The following is a 16,814-nucleotide window of genomic DNA, read 5'->3' as shown; positions in this document are numbered from 1 at the left end:
TATTGCGCCTATAAAGATTGAATTGGATCTAGCGAACAAGTCGCGGGACGTCGAAACTTGAATTGTTAGCAGACCCTAAATTGAACAAGATGCTTTATCGATTTAGCTTGAACAAATTAAAGGGAACTCACCACCCGACTGGAAAACCAAGCTCTTGCTGGTTCCGGGAAGGGATGACGTGGTGAGAAGATACAATTGAAGTTTGATTTGTTTAAAATTTCTACTAAAATTGAAGTTGATGGAAATGAAATAGGAATAATCATGGAAAAGTCCAACTTTCGTTTTATGTTTTTGATACGTTTTTTGTTTCTTTTGTGTATAGCTTTCTTATATCAATCCGCCTATTCAGCAGGTAATACCTTTATTTTTAATCCTAATACACTGACCTGGAAAGCCATTAATGAAAACGGCAAAGTGGTGCGCACAGGCAGAGGTTCCGGGGGTAAAAGCTATTGTCCTGATATTCGCAGAGGGTGTAAAACTCCTTCAGGTGTTTACCGAATCATCAGTAAAGGTGGCCCGGGATGTAAATCAAGTAGATATCCGCTTGGAGGTGGTGGTGCACCGATGCCATATTGCATGTTCTTTAGTAAGTACTATGCCGTACATGGGTCATATGATGTACCTAACTATAATGCAAGCCATGGATGCGTCCGGGTGAAGCCTAATGATGCTTATTGGTTAAGTCATAATTTTATGAAAATTGGGACGAAGGTAATCATCAAACCTTATTGATGTGTGCACATGGACGTATTTTCGTTGTAAAATTAAAAGCCACTTTCCATATTTCTGGAAGTGGCTTTTATCATTTAATCCTGGGTGTGGAGGCAGTTGTTAACAGGCCCTAATCTTCATCATCCATACTGAATGACGAGCCACATCCGCAGGTTGTTTTTGCGTTGGGATTGCGAATGACGAATTGTTCGCCTTGAATTCCCTGAATGTAATCGATTTCTGCTTCATGCAGGTATTGATAGCTCATTGAATCAATCAATAGTTTTACTGAAGATTGGCCATCAGAACATTGTTGTTCCACTATGGTATCATCATCGTTGATTTGTTCATCAAAACTAAACCCGTATTGAAATCCGGAACAACCTCCGCCTGTGATGGAAACACGTAGGTTAAGGTTGAAATTATCTTCTTCTCGAATTAATTCTGCTACTTTATCTGCCGCACTTACAGAAAAATGAACGTCACTTGTTGTTGGGGCTATATCAACTGCAGCCATCGTATACTCCGGTTAGATAAAAGGTACAACTTTGTATATTATATTATAACCATTATCTGATGATTTGTTCTATTGTCGCTCCGCCCAGACACTGGTTTTTATCATAAAAAACGACATATTGACCTGGTGTAACTGCTCTTTGTGGGCTAGAGAACATGACGTAATGCTGGTTTCCGTCCTGCGGTGAAATCATGCATGCCTGTTCTGCCTGCCGATATCTGGTTTTAGCATAACACGTGATGGGTAATTTATCCTGACACTCTGCCAACCAATGTATAGGGCCACAAATTAGCCCCTGGGCATACAGCATGGGATGTTGACTGCCTTGAGCTATGTACAAAGTATTAGTTTTTACGTCCTTTTCAACCACGTACCACGGCTCATCTGAGGCGTTTTGCATGCCTCCTATTCCTAATCCCTGGCGTTGTCCCAAGGTGTAAAACATTAATCCATCATGTGTTCCAAGGGTTCTGCCGTCCGTATTTTTTATATCACCAGGTTTAGCCAGAATGAATTCCTTTAAAAAAGATTTAAATCGCTTTTCCCCTATAAAACAAATACCCGTAGAGTCCTTTTTAGCATGGGTTACCAATCCCAATTCTTTGGCAAAATCTCGTATTTGCGACTTATTGTAATCACCAATAGGAAAGAGCGTTTTTGCCAGAGCAGAGGGTTCTACTGCATGCAGAAAATAAGTTTGATCTTTATCTCTATCCTTCGCCTTATACAGATAACCTAATGTTCCTTCAATTTTGTTTTTGGCGTAATGTCCGGTAGCAATATAATCGGCCCCCAGCTCCAGAGCATGATTTAAAAAGGCATTAAATTTTATTTCTTTATTGCATAAAACATCCGGATTTGGAGTTCTTCCATGCTCGTATTCATTTAAAAAATGAGCGAACACTCTATCCCAATACTGCTCTGAAAAATTAACACTATGAAGAGGTATGCGCAATTGATTACAAACTGCCTGAGCATCTGCCAGATCCTGTGCAGCAGGGCAGAAGGTGTCAGTATCATCCTGCTCCCAGTTTTTCATGAACAGACCTTCAACCTGATACCCCTGTTCTTTTAGCAGCCAGGCCGCTACTGAGGAATCTACTCCACCCGACATGCCTACAATAACTTTAGCGTTCATACAGCTTATTACCGTTAAAAATTAAAAGAATATTTGGGTCGGTAGGCATCTCATCTGTTTACACCTGCTTCCTACGCTTTATGCAGGTTTCACTAATATGCAATTATTTATAATGCTACTCTCTCTCGATTTCGCGCATACAACACGGAACGTAAGTGAAGGGAGCATTTGTCTACAGACCCTATAAGACCTTCATTATCTCACAAAAACGTCAAAAGAAGGAGGGGACGATTTATCAAGTTTCCTGATACAGATAAAATAAGGCTGATTCAGTAAATAACATCAAGTGTCTACATTTCTTTGTACTGAAGTTATGAAGATGATAAAATTCGCTGTATTGATGTAATTTACTTGTATTAAAAAGATCAATTGGTTGATATTTTCAACACATTGTCGGATAATAATTACTTTGGACGTTTGATTAATGCTTCATTTACCTGAACTGGCCAAACAAGGTCAACACATTCAAATACTGACTTTAACAGATAGGTTACCCGCTTTTATCTGCGGTCCTTGCCAGTTAACGGTTACTTATAGTATTGAAGCTAAAGATGATTACTATTTAATCCATATGCAAACAACCGGTGATTTAGTTGTTATCTGTCAACGATGCCTGTGCGAGTTTCCAAGCCATTATAACAATCAAACGACTCTTGCTGTATGCAGAAGTGATGAGCGGGCTGAGCAGATTCTTGAGTTTTATGAAAGCATTGTTTCATCAAACTGGCAGGTGGATTTACTAGAACTGGTCGTTGATGAATTACATCTGTATGCACCACAGTTTCATCCTGAAATTGAGGATTGTGGCAGTGAAGTTAATGATATTTTAACTGGGAAAATTGAAACATATTGATATTTTGTTCAATTAACACTTGGATTGAAGTTAAAATATCGGTAATATTCCCGCTTTATGAATGCAAATTGTTTAGGAGTAATACAATGGCAGTACAACAAAATAAAAAATCACGCTCACGTCGTGATATGCGTCGTTCTCATGACAGCTTAACCAAGCCAACATTATCTGTTGATTCTACTACTGGTGAAACTCATCTTCGTCATCATATGACTCCAGATGGTTATTATCGTGGAAGAAAAGTTATCGATACTGATTCTTCATCAGCTTACGAAGAACAAGAGTAATATTCTTGAACAATATCACCATTGCCGTTGATGCGATGGGTGGGGATCATGGCTTAAGCGTAGTGGTTCCCGCCTGTGTGCGCGCAGCTAAAAAAAATCCAAACCTGAAAATACTCCTTGTCGGTGTGCAGGATAAGGTGAGTGCTTCATTGAAGAAGCATGGGGTGTTGTCTTCAAATCAATTTACAATTGTTCATGCATCAGAAGTTGTAACTATGGATGAATTGCCATCACATGCGTTACGTAATAAAAAAGATTCTTCTATGCGAGTAGCGATTAACTTGGTCAAGGAAGGGAGAGCACAAGCCTGTGTAAGCGCGGGTAATACGGGTGCTTTAATGGCAACGGCCCGTTTTGTGTTAAAGACACTGCCTGGAATTGACAGACCAGCAATTATTTCTGAGTTACCAACCATTAAAGGAAAAACCTGGGTTATTGACCTCGGAGCTAATGTTGATTCCTGTGCCGAACATCTCTTTCAATTTGCGGTAATGGGCTCTGCTTTAATTCAGGCTATTGAAAAGAAACCCAAGCCCAAAATTGCTCTTTTGAATATTGGCGTAGAAGAAATTAAAGGTAATGATCAGGTCAAACGCACTGCTCATATGCTGGCAGAATGCTCTGTGATGAATTATGTCGGCTATGTAGAAGGTGACCATTTTTATACTGGTGATGTTGATCTGGTTGTTTGTGATGGATTCGTTGGCAATGTGGCGCTAAAAGCCAGTGAAGGTTTGGCCAAACTATTGATGACTCTGCTGAAAGAGTCATTTAACAGGAATTGGTTAACCAAGTTGGCTGGTCTTATTGCGTTACCTGCTTTGAAATACCTGAAAAATCGATTGGATCCTTCCCGCTATAATGGCGCCAGTATGCTGGGTTTAAATGGTATTGTTATTAAAAGCCATGGTGGAGCCAATGAAGTGGGTTTTGAATATGCTATTGAGCAAGCTGTTCTTGAAGCACAAAATAATGTTGTTGATTTAGTACGTGATCAAATAAACGATTTTATAAATCAGGGATTGCTGTTATGACGAATGCTGTAATTAGTGGCACGGGTAGTTATTTACCTGAAAGAAAACTCACTAATGTTGAACTTGAAAAAATACTTGATACCGATGATGAATGGATCGTATCCAGATCCGGGATTAGTAGTCGCAGTATTGCAGAACCTCATGAAACTACGTCCTTTATGGCATCTCGAGCAGCAGAGCACGCTCTCGCTTCATCAGGACTTGACGCTGAGGAAATTGATTTAATCCTCGTGGCTACCTGCACACCGGATCATTTTTTTCCAAGCGTTGCATGCCATGTACAACACGCATTAAAAATAAAAAAGCCTATTCCAGCCTTTGATGTCGGGGCTGCATGTAGTGGTTTTGTCTATGCTATGGATATAGCAAAGCAGTATATAGCCGCTGGTGCCGCTCGTCATATTATGGTGATTGGGGCTGAAAGTATGTCCAGAGCCGTTGATTGGACTGACAGGTCAACCTGTGTACTGTTTGGCGACGGCGCTGGTGCTGTAGTATTAAGTGCGAGTGAACGCCAAGGTATATTGGGTAGTATATTACACTCTGCATATGACGCAGAACAACTGTTGACATTACCTAATGCAACATTTGAAGAACAACGCGCAACAATTGGTATGCGTGGTAATGAAGTATTCAAAATTGCTGTTAATATTATGGGTGATGTTGTTGATGAAGTGTTAGCCATCAGTAAATTAAATAAATCGGATATTAATTGGTTAATTCCTCATCAAGCAAATATACGCATTATTCAAGCGATTGCTAAAAAATTATCTCTTCCCATGTCACAAGTTATCGTTACTATTGGTAATCAAGGCAATACCTCTGCTGCTTCGATACCCTTAGCGTTGGATCATTCAATTAGAAACAACCAGGTTAAACGAGATGAGTTATTATTAATTGAATCATTTGGCGGTGGAATGACTTGGGGCGCAATGGTTATTCGTTATTAATTAATAGGGTTTTTCAATTATGGTTAACACAGCATTTGTATTTCCTGGTCAAGGATCACAATCTGTAGGGATGTTATCTGATTTTTCCCTTCAATATCCTATTGTTACCGATCTCTTTGCTGAAGCATCTGAGGCTGTTGGTTATGATCTTTGGGATCTGGTTCAGAATGGACCCGCTGAGAAACTAAATCAGACCGAACATACCCAGGTTGCCATGTTGACAGCTGATGTCGCCGTTTATCGTTTATTAATGCAACAAGAATTGTCACAACCTCTGATCATGGCTGGTCATAGTCTAGGCGAATATGCTGCATTGGTTTGTGCTGACTCAATATCATTATCGGATGCAGCGCAATTGGTGGCTCGCAGAGGCCAGGTTATGCAAAATGCCATTCCACTTGGGATGGGAGCTATGGCAGCAATTGTTGGTTTAACTGACGAACAAGTCGTTAGTTTGTGTGCAGAAGCCAGTACTGATAGCCAGAAGGTTACTCCTGCAAATTTTAATGCTATTGGACAGGTCGTAGTTGCTGGTCATACATCTGCAGTAGAACATATGATCGAATTGGCCAATGAAGCAGGCGCTCGTTTGGCAAAAGTAATTCCTGTCAGCGTGCCTTGTCATTGTCCTCTTTTAACTGAAGCAGCCGAGCTTTTTGCAGAAAGCCTTGAAAATACTGAATTTAAAAATCCTTCAATCGATGTGGTGAGTAATGTGGATTTAAGTGTTTATTATTCCGCTCAACACATAAGAAAACAGTTAAAAGAGCAGTTGTATAGCCCAGTACGCTGGGTTGAGACGATTCAAATGTTTAAAAATCGTGGTATCGAGTTAATTGTAGAGTGTGGTCCAGGAAAAGTGTTAAATGGTCTTATCAAAAGAATAGACAGAAGCCTGGATGCTGTCAGTGTTTATGACACGATTAGCCTGGATCAGATTGTAGAACAATTACATACTCCAGCTTAAGAGGAAACTTAATGATAACTTTAGAAGGTAAAATTGCATTAGTAACAGGTGCCAGTCGCGGCATTGGACAGGCTATTGCTATTAAACTGGCAAAGCAGGGTGCATTTGTTTTTGGAACTGCAACTACTGAACAGGGAGCAACTTCAATTAATGCTCTTTTTGAAAAGGAAAAACTTTCTGGTAAAGGTATTGTTCTGGATGTAACTAACGCTGAACAAATTGATCAATTAATGTCTGAATTAACCGAGAACAATCAATGTCCTTCAATTCTGGTAAATAATGCCGGAATAACTGCAGATAATTTGCTATTGCGAATGGATGATGAGGAATGGTACAAGGTTATCGAAACCAACCTCAACTCAATATATAGAATGTCCAAGGCATGTTTGAAGCCCATGTTTAGAGCTCGTTGGGGACGAATAATTTCTGTGGGCTCAGTAGTCGGGGCTAGTGGTAATTCTGGTCAGGTCAATTATACTGCGGCAAAAGCTGGCGTTGTTGGTTTTTCCAAGTCTTTAGCTCAGGAAATTGGTAGTAGAGGCATTACTGTTAATGTGGTTGCACCAGGATTTATCGATACCGATATGACCACTTCCTTGCCTGATATGGTAAAAGAAGAAATGCTAAAAAGAATTCCAATGCGTAAATTAGGGCAAGCGGAGGATGTAGCTGATGCTGTTGTTTTTTTAGCGTCAGATAGTGCTAAATATATTACAGGTGAAACAATTCATGTCAATGGCGGCATGTATATGAATTAAATGCTCTTGCGTTATCTGTATAATTGAATAAACTAACCGTCAGTATTTTAATTATTTCTATCAACCGAAAGAGGAAAATCAAGTTATGAGTACAGTTGAAGACCGTGTACGTAAAATTGTTGTTGAACAATTGGGTGTTAAGGAAGAAGAGTTAAAAAATGATGCGTCATTTGTTGACGATCTGGGTGCTGATTCTCTTGATACAGTGGAATTGGTAATGGCTCTGGAAGAAGAGTTTGAAACTGAAATTCCTGATGAGAAAGCAGAGAAAATTACTACGATTCAAGAAGCTATTGATTACATTGAATCAAATTTAAATAAAGAAGAAGCTTAATTTTTCGAGGAGCTTTGATTGAATAAACGGCGTGTGGTTGTAACTGGCATGGGGATGCTTACCCCGGTCGGACTTAATGTGCAAGAATCTTGGCAAAATATATTGGCAGGGGTTAGTGGTGTAGGTATGGTAGAAGGTTTTGATACCAGTGAATACAGCACTAAAATTTGGGCCAAGGTCAAGAATTTTAATGTTGAGAACTATGTGCCTATCAAAGACGCTCGTAAAATGGATGTATTTACGCAATATGGAATTGCCGCTGCTGAAGAGGCCATGCTTGATTCTGGATTGAAGATTGATGAAGCCTTATCACGTCGTACGGGTGTTGCTGTAGGCGCTGGTATTGGTGGAATTCAAACAATTACCAACAATCAGGATAAGCTGGTTTCTGGTGGCCCGCGTAAAGTTTCACCATTTTTTATTCCAGCAGGCATCATTAATATGGTTGCTGGACAGATTTCTATTAAGCATAATTTAAAAGGCCCTAATATTTCTGTAGTCACTGCATGTACTACTGGAACTCATAATATTGGACTTGCCGGCCGAATTATTGCTTATGGTGATGCAGATGTCATGATTTGCGGTGGTGCAGAAATGACCACAACACCACTTTGTCTTGCTGGATTTTCAGCCGTTCGCTCTTTATCCAAACGCAATGACGAACCAGAAAAAGCATCAAGACCCTGGGATAAGGACAGAGATGGTTTTGTTATGGGCGAAGGTGCTGGTATTCTTGTTCTGGAAGAGTATGAGCATGCAAAAGCTCGTGGAGCAAAAATTTATGCCGAATTAGCTGGGTTTGGTATGTCTGGTGACGCATATCATATCACAGCACCTGATGAAGATGCTGATGGGGCGGCGCGCGCTATGGAAGCTGCCATTCATGATGCGGGCATTAATCCGCAACAAGTTGATTACATTAATGCTCATGGTACTTCAACGTATCTCAATGATATGAATGAAACCAAAGCTATTAAACGTATTTTTCAGCAACATGCTTACGACCTGGCTGTGAGCTCTACCAAATCAATGACTGGACATTTATTAGGTGCTGCTGGAGCGGTAGAAGCCATTATCAGTGTTTTGGCAATCAAAGATCAAATTGCCCCTCCAACTATAAATCTGGATAACCCTGATGAGGGTTGTGATTTAAATTATGTTGCGCATACACCACAAAAAAGAACCATTAATTACGTTTTAAGTAATTCACTTGGTTTTGGTGGTACAAACGGCAGTCTGCTATTTAAGCGAATCTAGATGGAATCCCGAAGACATAAAAAACTGGTAGTGTGTATTGTTGCTGCGTTTTTTATGTCTTTTTTTATTATCGGCTGGAATATCTACAGTTTAATACAATCTCCTGTTATCCCTAAAAACGACGCAGCACAAATAATCAGTATCGACCGCTCTGCATCAGCCTATCAAGTGGTTCAGTTATTAAAAGAAAAAAAGCTGATTCGATCAACAAGGCTTTTGCTGTTCATTATACGCTTTCAAGGACTCTCTCATCACATTAAAGCTGGCGTGTACCAAATAAAGCCCGGTGAGACGGTGATGGAGTTACTGCAAAGAATTGTAGATGGTGATGTGATAACTCAAAAATTTACTATTATTGAAGGAACGACACAACAAAAAGTGGCTCAGGATTTAATGAAAGCCCCTTATTTGAATTATCATCCTGATGATTGGTTATCGATTAAAGGTAAGTATCCTAATGCAGAAGGATTACTTATGGCCGATACGTATCAATATCGAGGCGGTAGCAGCAGCAAAACCCTCCTTGAACAGGCTCATCGTAACTTAATGACGTATTTGAATGATACCTGGTCACATAGAGCGCCTGATTTACCTTACCGAAATGCTTATGAATTACTCATTGCTGCTTCAATAATTGAAAGGGAAACCGCTATCCCCCAGGAACGGAAACTGATATCCGGTGTGATGGTGAATCGGTTAAAGAAATCAATGCCCCTGCAAATGGATCCTACGGTAATCTATGCACTCGGCAGTGCTTACAAAGGTAAATTATCCCATAATGATCTTTTGATTGTCTCACCGTACAATTCATATAAATTCAGAGGGCTACCTCCAACACCTATAGCGATGGTAGGCAAAGAGTCCATTGATGCAGCTGCTCATCCCCAATTATCCAAATATTTATATTTTGTTGCCAAAGGAGATGGTTCTCACCAGTTTTCAGAAACCTATGAGCAGCAGCGACAAGCGATTAATCAATATCAACGTAAGGACTATTAATGGCATTGTTCACTGGAAAATTAATAGTAATTGAAGGATTGGAGGGAGCCGGTAAGTCTACTGCAGTAAAAACCGTTATTGATGAGTTATCAAAACGCGATATCCAGACTATCACTACACGAGAGCCGGGCGGAACCGCTGTAGGCGAGATATTAAGGAGTGTTATTAAAAATCCTGAATACACCGATGTTCTGGATAATAAAACGGAATTGCTTTTGCTTTATGCCGCACGCATTCAATTGCTTGAACAAGTCATTAAACCCGCTTTGCAGCAAGGAACATGGGTTATTGCGGATCGTTTTGAATTATCTACTATTGCCTATCAAGGTGGTGGTAGAGGTCTCGATCTTCATATGATAAACAGTTTATCAGCTTTTTGCCTTAATGGCTTTAAACCGGATTTGACCTTGTATCTCGATATTTCTCCAGAAATTGGAATGCAAAGAGCGAGGCAACGCGGTGCGTTTGATCGAATTGAACAGCAATCCCTTGAGTTTTTTCATCGCGTACACCAAACCTATATAGAGCACATTCAAAAGAATCTTGATTGTGTTACCATTGATGCAAGTCGTTCTCTGACTGAAGTAGAATCTGCAATTCAAGAGGCAATTAATCGATTTATCAATCGCTATGAACCATAATCATCAAGAACAGTGGCAAAAAATTCAATCTGCGTTTGTTCACCAACGTGTTCCTCAGTCTATGCTTTTGGTTGGACCTTTACATTGTGATCTTGAGTTGTTTGTCAAAATGACAACGAGCTTATTACTGTGCAAATCAGGTCAGAATGAGCCGTGTTTGTGCTGTAGTGATTGTCAGATGGTTGAGCGGATGGAACATCCGGATGTTGAATGGATTAAACCTGAAAAGACTGGTGGTGCCATTAAAGTAGATCAAATCAGAGAGCTACAGAGTTCAGCTTATTTAACACCTCAACGATCCGGACATCGATTAATTGTCATCGAATCTGCTGACCGTATGAATACTGCTTCAGCAAATGCATTATTAAAAATACTGGAAGAACCCACACAACATACGGTGTTCGTCCTGATAGCTCAGCAGATAAGTACGGTACTTCCCACTGTACTGAGTCGATGCCAGATTATTACGTTTTCTATGGCTGATGATTCAGCTGCTAATAACTTATTGATGCTAGGTAAACACTACACACCGGAATCTGAAAGAGCGCAGCTATTGCAACAAGCCGATATCATTTTAGATGGACTCATTGCTTTGATTGAGCGCAAGCAACACCCCTGTGCTTTAGCCGCTCAATGGACTCAATTTGAATTAGGCAGTTTTTTGTGGTTTTTATATTTAGTATTTTCTCAAATACAAAACATGCATGTACTCAAAATGACTGTAACAGGTCCAGCAGCTCTTCAGCTAGATAAGTTATTGACATTACTGACTCCGATTTCAATCTTTACCCAAATTGACAAAATAAATACATTATTGAGAAAAATAAGCCATAATATGAATGTAAATCATACATTGGTTTTAGAAGATTTGTTGTTTTCATTAATACCAGGTACCTAATCTCGATCAGGATAAAAGAGGAGGGGGTATGGCGGAAAAGATTCAACTAATAAACTGTTCCTTTACCAGTGAGGCGTCTTTGTATTTGGCTTATATGCCTTTCGTTAAAGGCGGGGGGATCTTTATACGAACTAATCATATTTATCCTCTAGGTGAACTGGTGCAATTATCAGTAAAATTAGTTAATGAGCCGGATGCTTATTCTGTGAATGGTAAGGTAGTTTGGATTACTCCAAAAGGAGCACAAGGTAACAAGCCATCGGGAATAGGGGTGCAGTTCCAGGGTGAGAACAGCAGATATCTATGCAATAAAATAGAAACTTATTTGGCAGGAATGTTAAAATCAACCCAGATGACCGATACTATCTGACTTGATTTATATAGAGGATTCACATGTTAGTCGATTCACATTGCCATTTAAATTTCATTGATTTAGCTGATTTTAATAATAATCTCTCTGAGGTTATACAACGTGCAAAAGAAAATGGAGTTCAGCATTTTCTAACAGTCTGTGTTGAATTAAGCGATTACCCTCATTTGGAAGCTATAGCCGCCGCGTATTCTAATATTAATATCTCGGTGGGAGTCCATCCTAATAGCGAAATGGAAACTCCCGTAACAGCAGCACTACTTTGTGATTTGGCGGCCAACCCTGCCTGCATCGCAATAGGGGAAACGGGGCTTGACTACTATCGAACCCTTACTGATGAAGCTCAGGAAATGCAGCGAGCGCGATTTAGAGAGCATATCAAAGCCGCATTAATTACCTCAAAACCCTTGATAATTCACACTCGCCAAGCAGCAGAAGATACCCTCTTATTAATGGCTGAAGAAAATGCGCAAAACATTGGTGGAGTAATGCATTGCTTCGCTGAAGATTTGGAAATTGCCAGAAGGGCCATAGACCTTAATTTTTACATTTCATTTTCTGGCATTGTTACCTTTAAAAATGCTGTAGCATTACAGGAAGTTGCAAAACAGATTCCATTAGACCGGATGCTTATTGAAACCGATTCTCCCTATTTAGCTCCAGTTCCTTTTCGAGGAAAGCAAAATCATCCAGCGCTGGTAAAACACGTTGCTGAAGCGATTGCAGAGTTAAGGGGAATGGATTATGAAACAATTGCACGAATAACTACTGATAATTTCTATAGATGTTTTAAAATCAATGAACCATCGCCAAGATTTTATTGAAAATTGACTCTGTGCATGACGAAAAGCGGTCTTGCTCGCTCTTCCAATTAGCCTTAAGTTTTTCTTGACGAAATGCTAAATCTTTAATTCGAAATGTTATCGAAATCTCGCTAAAAGTCCTTCTCCGTCAGGGCTGAGGGGATCTTAAAACGATTAATATTATCTATTAAAATATTTAGTCCAACCAAAAAAAGCTCGAGTAGGTTGGCCTAGGCCCAACCTACTTTAGCTCTAGTTGATTTTTGTGAGGATCGTTCAGGAACAAGTCGCTGCAAATAGTCTGCGAAGTTGAATTGTAACCGTCATTCCGCACCTGAATTCTGAATTACGTCATTCCCGCCCATTCTGAGTTACCAACGAAGCCATTACTTGCAAGCGGGAATCAATAACCAGACTTGAACGAGAGTCATTCTCTGCTGTCTCTCTTTTATTTTCAGCCTGCCGTGTTTTTTTAAAAAACTTGACACAGATCTTTGATTTTGATCTATTACTTACTTTTGGTGAAAGAAAAGTGACTCTTCAAGCTTATACATCCAAATCTGTTGATCACCTTGATCTGGTTTCTGCTCTATGTCAAGGGCTTGGAATTGCAGAGTTTGTTGATCACCAACTCCCCAACCAATCACAGCATCGCCACATTAGTTATGGGCAACTACTGGTTGCGATGATATTAAATGGCCTGGGCTTTGTGAGTTGAACTCTCCACATGTACCCGGATTATTTTGCAGATAAACCGGTGGAATGTCTTTTGGGCACTGGAATAAAGCCTGAACATATCAATGATGACGCCCTTGGGCGATGCCTGGATAAGCTTTATGAACATGGGGTTTCGAATTTATATCAAGACCTGGCTGAAAAAGTGATTCTTCACTTGGGCTTGCCTTGCCAATCAGTGCATGCAGAAGCAACTTTTCATTACCCGTGTTCCACAAAAACTGGTTGAAGCAAAAAATCTGATAAAAAATCAGGAACAGCTGTTGTTTGAACCAATCTGTGAAGGGTATACCGGTGCGTGGGTTGAATCATCGTATGGCGGAGTATCTCAAAAGTGGTTGTTTATCCATAGCACACAAGCTACCAAACGGGAATTGCGTACCTTGCATAAAAACATTCTTAAGTGCACTGAACAATCGATGAAATCGTTCAAGAAGTTGTGTCGACAAACGTTCTCCTGCGAATCAGATGCAAGAAAGGCTTTGAACCTGTGGTTGGAGCAGCAGGGGACTACACTCTGGCATTCGATATTGAAATTATCAAAGACATTAGTTATCAGGGGCGAGGCTGCCCCGGAGCCAATGCGATAGGTGATATTCAATATCAGGTAACGGCGAAGCTTGCGACCAGCCTTCAAAAAAAGGAAACAAAAGAGGATGAAACCGGCTGTTTTATTCTTGTTTCACTGGCGTTCATGAACTCACTGCTGGCGTCGATGTAAAGGTCATTTTAAATCTGAATGACAGGCACAAAATTATTCTTGATTGCCTTGGAGAACGCTACTGGAGAGCTTATTTATAAAAACAAAAGCAGAAAGCCGCTTCGTTCAAGTGTGGTTATAGATTCCCGCTTGCAAGTAATGGCTTCGTCTATGACTCAGAATAGGCGGGAATGACGTAATTCAGAATTCAGGTGCGGAATGTGGGAGCAATGAGTTATATTAAATTATTGCCGTGCCAAATGCCAAATTTTAAATGGTTGCCCACCTGCGTGGGCAAGACCGCTTTTTGTCATGTAGAGCACAGCTAGAGTAGCAACTGTTCTGAATGTTAATTCAAGACAGTTGCTACGCTTAAAAATATGAAGATTGTTAAGGTATAAAGTGCGGGAAGTAGGTTTGAAAATAATGAAATATCAACAGCCCCTAGTCGACTTAGTTTTTATAAAGCAAGCTAAAAATGAAACACACACATCCCAAAGTAATCATGCTGAGTGGAAGAATGTAATCATTGGTAGTTAGTACAATGCCAATTAAGCCAGCAATCAAAGCGGCTGTACTCATGCGCATCGTATTGATCACCGCAGTTGCTGATGCGGCCAGTTCGTTAAAATCTTTCAGTGCCAGAGATAGAGCTGGAGGATTGGTTATGGTCACTCCCAGGGTGACTAATAATAAAGGAAGCAGGCATCTCAAGCTAAACCCTATGGATAAATAGAGGATGAGTGAAATGGACGCTCCAAAAATGATCATAAGACTACCAAAACACATATTCCACTTTGTGGAAAAATAATCTCTGAGGCGTATACCAATGTAGTTTCCAAGGATCATTGTGAATCCATTGAAAGCAAAGATATATGCAAACGTTGTCGGCGAGTAGTGAAGTTGATCAATGATTAAGTAAGTGATATTGACGATTAGGATCATAATGTTAGTGAATGAAGCCGTAAGTATAATCATCCCTAGAAGCAGTTGTTTGTTTTGAATAATATGCATGTACTGTTTCAGTGACTTTAAAAATGAAAATGTTGATTTATGCCTGCTCCACGAAGGCGATTCTTTTAAAAGCGGTTTGGCCAGAAACAGCAGGATGCAACCAACTATTCCCATGGATATAAAAGTAGCTTTCCAACCTAAATAAATAAAAACTAATGCACCAATCATAGGGGCAAAAATTGGAGAAATAGATACAATCATCGAGATATGTGAAATGATATTGGCACGCTCTTTGGTCATCTCATAATCTCGGGTTGAAGATAGGGCGATGACTCCGGAACAGCAGATGAAGAAACTTTGCAAGGCTCTACCTGCAATTAACATATAGATTGAATTGGACTCAATGCAGATCAAGGTAGCAACCAAAAATAGCGACAGACTGACAGTAAGGGATCTCAGCCGACCAAAATGATCAATCAAAGGTCCCCAAACGAGCTGCGCTAATCCATTCACAAAGAGGTATACGCTTAGAGTCAGTTGTCCTAATTCATGGGTGGTATGAAAATAATTGATAATGGTTGGTAATGCAGGTTGATATAAATCAAAGGTTATTAATGAAAAACCTGAAAGACAAGCAATATAAAAAAATGGGGTTTTTGTCACGAGTTTCATATCCTTGATATTAAATCCAGTTATCCTAACGATAATACCTGTAATGCAACTAATTCTATGAGAACTTTGTCAGTTATCTTCGTATTTAGTACTATATACTAACTATATCATTAATTAAGGTATTCCATGAGTTTATATATCGGTTTAATGTCTGGCACCAGCATGGACGGTATAGATGCCGCTTTGGTTGACCTGCCTTCTAATAAACTGGAATGTGGAATTACCAAAAAATACAGTGACGATTTAAAGCAGCGGATTGATGAACTGGTGAATGGCAACTCACTAAGTCTTGCCTCAATCTGTCAAGTCAATACATTAATTGGCAGAGAGTTCGCTCTCGCTGTAAAGGAACTGTTACAGGAGGCTAAAGTGTCTCCAACAGAGATCATGGCAATTGGAAGTCATGGACAAACAGTGTGTCATGACAGTTCTTGTGCCATTCCTTATACCTTGCAGTTAGGATGTGGGCATACTATTTCTTCATTAACTGGAATAACGGTAGTCGCTGATTTTCGCACCAGAGACCTGGTTAATGGTGGGCAAGGAGCCCCATTTGCACCACTTTATCACCATGAATTATTTTCTAAATCTGATTTTGAAATCGCAATGGTTAATATTGGAGGTATTTCCAATGTGACCCTTATTAAGCCTGATTATCCAACTCGTGGTTGGGATGTGGGACCGGGAAACTGTTTGATGGATGCATGGATTATGCGTCATATACAAAAAAACTACGACGCTGGAGGTTCCTGGGCAAAACAAGGAACAGTAATTGAGCCTTTATTGACGCAATTACTGGAGGATCCATTTTTTTCTTTGCCCGCTCCCAAGAGTATTGGTAAGGAATATTTTTCCCTGGCCTGGTTAGAAAAGCACATGACTGAGCAATACAATCCTATAGACGTTCAAGCTACCTTACTGGCTCTGACTGCACGAACAATCGCCAGCGCTATTAACAGCAATCAGGTCGCAATGAAACACGTTTATTTATGCGGTGGAGGCACTCATAATACGCACTTGCTTCACTCTCTGGCACGTTTATTACCTGAGATGAAGGTATGCAGTGTTGCTGAGGCAGGTGCCAGTCCTGATTATTTGGAAGCGATGATGTTTGCCTGGCTCGCTTCTCAAACCTTGAACAATATCCCGGTCAATTTAACTGCAATTACTGGTGCGAAAGATCTTGCAATTTTGGGTGCAGTATACCCTATAATAAAATGATATTGACAAACC

At 40.0% G+C, this 16,814-nt stretch carries 19 protein-coding genes and 1 pseudogene; 17 read left to right on the top strand and 3 right to left on the bottom strand.

Annotated elements, in window-relative coordinates:
- The first annotated feature begins 261 nt into the window (after positions 1-261).
- A complete protein-coding gene (locus ELY21_RS03815; protein ID WP_127107157.1) occupies positions 262-735 on the top strand; it encodes a L,D-transpeptidase in 474 nt (157 codons plus the stop codon).
- Positions 736-844: 109 nt separating this feature from the next.
- On the opposite strand, the gene erpA is transcribed toward ELY21_RS03815, so the two are convergent.
- Entirely contained in the window at positions 845-1,231 is a 387-nt protein-coding gene (gene erpA / locus ELY21_RS03810; RefSeq protein WP_028384495.1) for an iron-sulfur cluster insertion protein ErpA, read from the bottom strand.
- A 52-nt stretch (positions 1,232-1,283) separates the two neighbouring features.
- Entirely contained in the window at positions 1,284-2,369 is a 1,086-nt protein-coding gene (gene mnmA / locus ELY21_RS03805; RefSeq protein WP_127107042.1) for a tRNA 2-thiouridine(34) synthase MnmA, read from the bottom strand.
- A 424-nt stretch (positions 2,370-2,793) separates the two neighbouring features.
- Here mnmA and ELY21_RS03800 point away from each other — a divergent pair, with 424 nt between their 5' ends.
- From ELY21_RS03800 to ELY21_RS03725, 15 genes and pseudogenes are all read left to right on the top strand, one after another.
- Positions 2,794-3,222: a metal-binding protein gene (locus tag ELY21_RS03800; RefSeq protein ID WP_127107040.1), complete on the top strand. Its 429-nt coding sequence runs from the start codon at positions 2,794-2,796 to the stop codon at positions 3,220-3,222.
- An 86-nt stretch (positions 3,223-3,308) separates the two neighbouring features.
- The gene (gene rpmF, locus ELY21_RS03795; RefSeq protein ID WP_028384498.1) at positions 3,309-3,509 is read left to right on the top strand and encodes a 50S ribosomal protein L32; all 201 of its coding nucleotides are present in this window, start codon (positions 3,309-3,311) and stop codon (positions 3,507-3,509) included.
- 5 nt (positions 3,510-3,514) lie between these two features.
- The gene (gene plsX / locus ELY21_RS03790; RefSeq protein WP_127107038.1) at positions 3,515-4,543 is read left to right on the top strand and encodes a phosphate acyltransferase PlsX; all 1,029 of its coding nucleotides are present in this window, start codon (positions 3,515-3,517) and stop codon (positions 4,541-4,543) included.
- Entirely contained in the window at positions 4,540-5,493 is a 954-nt protein-coding gene (locus ELY21_RS03785; RefSeq protein ID WP_127107036.1) for a beta-ketoacyl-ACP synthase III, read from the top strand. The genes plsX and ELY21_RS03785 overlap by 4 nt, the downstream gene beginning before the upstream one ends.
- 19 nt (positions 5,494-5,512) lie before the next feature.
- On the top strand, positions 5,513-6,460 hold the full coding sequence (gene fabD, locus ELY21_RS03780; protein ID WP_127107034.1) for an ACP S-malonyltransferase: 948 nt from the start codon (positions 5,513-5,515) through the stop codon (positions 6,458-6,460).
- Between the two features lie 11 nt (positions 6,461-6,471).
- Positions 6,472-7,218, top strand: a complete 747-nt coding sequence (fabG, locus tag ELY21_RS03775) for a 3-oxoacyl-ACP reductase FabG (RefSeq protein WP_127107031.1) — start codon at positions 6,472-6,474, stop codon at positions 7,216-7,218.
- Positions 7,219-7,303: 85 nt separating this feature from the next.
- Positions 7,304-7,552: an acyl carrier protein gene (gene acpP / locus ELY21_RS03770; RefSeq protein ID WP_018576556.1), complete on the top strand. Its 249-nt coding sequence runs from the start codon at positions 7,304-7,306 to the stop codon at positions 7,550-7,552.
- An 18-nt stretch (positions 7,553-7,570) separates the two neighbouring features.
- Entirely contained in the window at positions 7,571-8,809 is a 1,239-nt protein-coding gene (gene fabF, locus ELY21_RS03765) for a beta-ketoacyl-ACP synthase II (protein ID WP_028384503.1), read from the top strand.
- Positions 8,810-9,808 carry an endolytic transglycosylase MltG gene (mltG, locus tag ELY21_RS03760; protein ID WP_127107029.1) on the top strand — a complete coding sequence of 333 codons (999 nt, stop codon included), beginning with the start codon at positions 8,810-8,812 and terminating at the stop codon, positions 9,806-9,808.
- Entirely contained in the window at positions 9,808-10,449 is a 642-nt protein-coding gene (tmk, locus tag ELY21_RS03755; RefSeq protein WP_127107027.1) for a dTMP kinase, read from the top strand. The genes mltG and tmk overlap by 1 nt, the downstream gene beginning before the upstream one ends.
- Complete coding sequence (locus ELY21_RS03750) at positions 10,439-11,347, top strand: DNA polymerase III subunit delta' (protein WP_127107025.1); 909 nt, start codon at positions 10,439-10,441, stop codon at positions 11,345-11,347. The genes tmk and ELY21_RS03750 overlap by 11 nt, the downstream gene beginning before the upstream one ends.
- Before the next feature lie 28 nt (positions 11,348-11,375).
- A complete protein-coding gene (locus tag ELY21_RS03745; RefSeq protein ID WP_127107023.1) occupies positions 11,376-11,717 on the top strand; it encodes a PilZ domain-containing protein in 342 nt (113 codons plus the stop codon).
- A gap of 23 nt (positions 11,718-11,740) precedes the next feature.
- On the top strand, positions 11,741-12,541 hold the full coding sequence (locus tag ELY21_RS03740; protein ID WP_127107021.1) for a TatD family hydrolase: 801 nt from the start codon (positions 11,741-11,743) through the stop codon (positions 12,539-12,541).
- A gap of 511 nt (positions 12,542-13,052) precedes the next feature.
- Positions 13,053-13,484, top strand: a pseudogene (locus tag ELY21_RS15780) (DUF4277 domain-containing protein).
- Positions 13,485-13,694: 210 nt separating this feature from the next.
- Positions 13,695-13,976 (top strand): hypothetical protein, encoded by a 282-nt coding sequence (locus ELY21_RS03725; RefSeq protein ID WP_127107015.1) that lies wholly within the window; start codon positions 13,695-13,697, stop codon positions 13,974-13,976.
- Positions 13,977-14,408: 432 nt separating this feature from the next.
- On the opposite strand, the gene ELY21_RS03720 is transcribed toward ELY21_RS03725, so the two are convergent.
- The gene (locus tag ELY21_RS03720; protein ID WP_233588653.1) at positions 14,409-15,572 is read right to left on the bottom strand and encodes an MFS transporter; all 1,164 of its coding nucleotides are present in this window, start codon (positions 15,570-15,572) and stop codon (positions 14,409-14,411) included.
- A 135-nt stretch (positions 15,573-15,707) separates the two neighbouring features.
- On the opposite strand from ELY21_RS03720, the gene ELY21_RS03715 reads away from it, so the two are divergent.
- Positions 15,708-16,802, top strand: a complete 1,095-nt coding sequence (locus ELY21_RS03715) for an anhydro-N-acetylmuramic acid kinase (RefSeq protein WP_127107011.1) — start codon at positions 15,708-15,710, stop codon at positions 16,800-16,802.
- Positions 16,803-16,814: the final 12 nt, after the last annotated feature.

The organism is Legionella sp. km535 (genome assembly GCF_003990085.1).
Taxonomy (GTDB): Bacteria; Pseudomonadota; Gammaproteobacteria; order Legionellales; family Legionellaceae; genus Legionella; species Legionella moravica.
The sequence above is the reverse complement of the archived record's forward strand: the minus strand, read 5'-3'. Positions and strand labels throughout refer to the sequence as shown.

Coding starts and splice junctions, on each gene's coding strand:
- ELY21_RS03815 (WP_127107157.1), top strand. CDS start 262: ATGGAAAAGTCCAACTTTCGTTTTATGTTTTTGATACGTTTTTTGTTT.
- erpA (WP_028384495.1), bottom strand. CDS start 1,231: ATGGCTGCAGTTGATATAGCCCCAACAACAAGTGACGTTCATTTTTCT.
- mnmA (WP_127107042.1), bottom strand. CDS start 2,369: ATGAACGCTAAAGTTATTGTAGGCATGTCGGGTGGAGTAGATTCCTCA.
- ELY21_RS03800 (WP_127107040.1), top strand. CDS start 2,794: ATGCTTCATTTACCTGAACTGGCCAAACAAGGTCAACACATTCAAATA.
- rpmF (WP_028384498.1), top strand. CDS start 3,309: ATGGCAGTACAACAAAATAAAAAATCACGCTCACGTCGTGATATGCGT.
- ELY21_RS03785 (WP_127107036.1), top strand. CDS start 4,540: ATGACGAATGCTGTAATTAGTGGCACGGGTAGTTATTTACCTGAAAGA.
- fabD (WP_127107034.1), top strand. CDS start 5,513: ATGGTTAACACAGCATTTGTATTTCCTGGTCAAGGATCACAATCTGTA.
- fabG (WP_127107031.1), top strand. CDS start 6,472: ATGATAACTTTAGAAGGTAAAATTGCATTAGTAACAGGTGCCAGTCGC.
- acpP (WP_018576556.1), top strand. CDS start 7,304: ATGAGTACAGTTGAAGACCGTGTACGTAAAATTGTTGTTGAACAATTG.
- mltG (WP_127107029.1), top strand. CDS start 8,810: ATGGAATCCCGAAGACATAAAAAACTGGTAGTGTGTATTGTTGCTGCG.
- tmk (WP_127107027.1), top strand. CDS start 9,808: ATGGCATTGTTCACTGGAAAATTAATAGTAATTGAAGGATTGGAGGGA.
- ELY21_RS03750 (WP_127107025.1), top strand. CDS start 10,439: ATGAACCATAATCATCAAGAACAGTGGCAAAAAATTCAATCTGCGTTT.
- ELY21_RS03745 (WP_127107023.1), top strand. CDS start 11,376: ATGGCGGAAAAGATTCAACTAATAAACTGTTCCTTTACCAGTGAGGCG.
- ELY21_RS03740 (WP_127107021.1), top strand. CDS start 11,741: ATGTTAGTCGATTCACATTGCCATTTAAATTTCATTGATTTAGCTGAT.
- ELY21_RS03715 (WP_127107011.1), top strand. CDS start 15,708: ATGAGTTTATATATCGGTTTAATGTCTGGCACCAGCATGGACGGTATA.